Origin of the sequence: Helicobacter valdiviensis (assembly GCF_003245365.1) — a bacterium.
Taxonomy (GTDB): Bacteria; Campylobacterota; Campylobacteria; order Campylobacterales; family Helicobacteraceae; genus Helicobacter_D; species Helicobacter_D valdiviensis.
Genome location: NZ_NBIU01000074.1, coordinates 1 through 1,799, shown reverse-complemented (window position 1 = coordinate 1,799; position 1,799 = coordinate 1). Strand labels below are relative to the sequence as shown.

Sequence of the window (1,799 nt, the reverse complement as noted above, 5' to 3'; positions counted from 1 at the left end):
AACATCTGAAGTAACAAGACAAGCAGAAGATATTAAAAACATAGTAGGTGTGATTAAAGATATTGCAGAACAAACAAACCTATTAGCATTAAATGCAGCAATTGAAGCAGCAAGAGCAGGAGAACATGGAAGAGGATTTGCAGTAGTAGCTGATGAAGTTAGAAAACTAGCAGAGAGAACTGGTAAATCATTAAATGAAATAGAAGCCAATGTTAATATATTGGTTCAAGGAATTAATGGAGTAAGTAGCTCTATTAAAGAACAAGCATTAGGAGTTAGTCAAATCAATGAAGCAGTAGCTCAATTAGATACTATCACGCTAGATAATGTAGAAATTGCTAATAGCACTAATGCTATTACCCAAAGTGTTAATAATATCGCTAATGATATTTTAGAAGATGTAAGAAAGAAGAAGTTTTAAAAATAGATTTAAGAAAGGAAAGTTATGTTTAGATCATTAAGTATAGGTATGAAGTTGGTTATATCTGTTGCTATTAGTATTGTTTTAGGTTTAATAGTGTTTGTTTTTATTATTTCTGCACAAGTAAAGGATAATATTTCTGATGAAGTTGAAGATAAAATTAATCAAGCTTCCAAAAGATATGCAAATTTAATAGAAGGCTCATTTAATGAGACAATTATTCTTGCAAAAAGTGCTTCTTATACTATAAATTCAATTTTAAAAACCAAAGGCAGTGTGAGAATGCCTAATTTAGAATATATTATTAAAAATAGTTTTGAGAGTTCATCTTATGCTACCTATGCTTTTTTAATATTGGAGGATACCTCTGTTTTAGAGGGTGGAAATATCAATCCCAAATATTTAGATAACAAAGGACATTATGGAATGGTGTTTTTATGATAAAGAAAGTGGTAATATAGGAGATTCAGAAACCATACAATTTAATGAAAAATTTAGAAATTTTCAGCTAGTTAAAAAAGCTCTCCATGAAACAAAAAAGGGAGAATATGGCAAGATTTATGTAGGAGATCCTATTAAATCGGACTTTGGTAATGGAGAGTTTTTGGGTATTAATATTGGTTTGCCAATTTTTGATAAGCAAGAAAATTATATAGGTATTTTGATTTATACTTATGATATTGTGCAGTTTTCTCAAGCATTAAATAATCCTGCTTTGAATGCGTATAAAAGAGATTTGAGATTTTTGATGAATGATAAAGGGATTATTGCAGTTCATCCAAATCCTGATGCTATTTTAAAGACTTTAAAGGATATTAATAAAGATGAAAGTGCAAACGCAGTTACAAATGCTGTTACCTCAAGAGAAACTAAGTTGTTTGATCATTATATAGCAAGCACAGGAGATTTAAGTTTTGCTAGTGTGGCAACAATATCAACTTTAGACAATTCTAGTTATTGGAGTATAGTTGTAACAGCACCCAAAAAAGAAGTATTTGCTAAATTAAGAGAACTTCAAGTGGCTATTGCTGTTTTGTCTGTAGTATTTTTAGTTGTTATTTTGTGTATTATATATTTTATGGTTCATAAAATTGTGGGTTCTAAAATTGCCTTGTTATTAGAGTCTTTGGATGTATTTTTTAAATTTTTAAATTATGAGAAGGTGAGCCCCAAACCTTTAAAGATAACTTCAGATGATGAAATAGGTAAAATGGGGATGATGATTAATAAAAATATACAAAACATACAAAACACTCTAGCTCAAGATAAAAAAGCAATCGCACAATCTGCATTAACCGCTAAAGCCATAGAAGAAGGAGACTTAAGTGCAAGAATTATAGAAAATCCTGCTAATCCTCAATTAGTAGAATTAAAAAAT

The 1,799-nt window shown here is 29.5% G+C and carries 2 protein-coding genes and 1 pseudogene; all 3 read left to right on the top strand.

All coding sequences use genetic code 11. The features are described from left to right. A partial coding sequence (locus tag B6S12_RS10510) for a methyl-accepting chemotaxis protein (RefSeq protein WP_245892664.1) occupies positions 1-421 on the top strand: 421 nt, incomplete at its 5' end. A gap of 24 nt (positions 422-445) precedes the next feature. Continuing rightward, a complete protein-coding gene (locus B6S12_RS10505; protein WP_111230718.1) occupies positions 446-862 on the top strand; it encodes a hypothetical protein in 417 nt (138 codons plus the stop codon). Beyond that, positions 843-1,799, top strand: a pseudogene (locus tag B6S12_RS10500) (methyl-accepting chemotaxis protein); the annotation flags it as partial. The gene B6S12_RS10505 and the pseudogene B6S12_RS10500, both read left to right, overlap by 20 nt.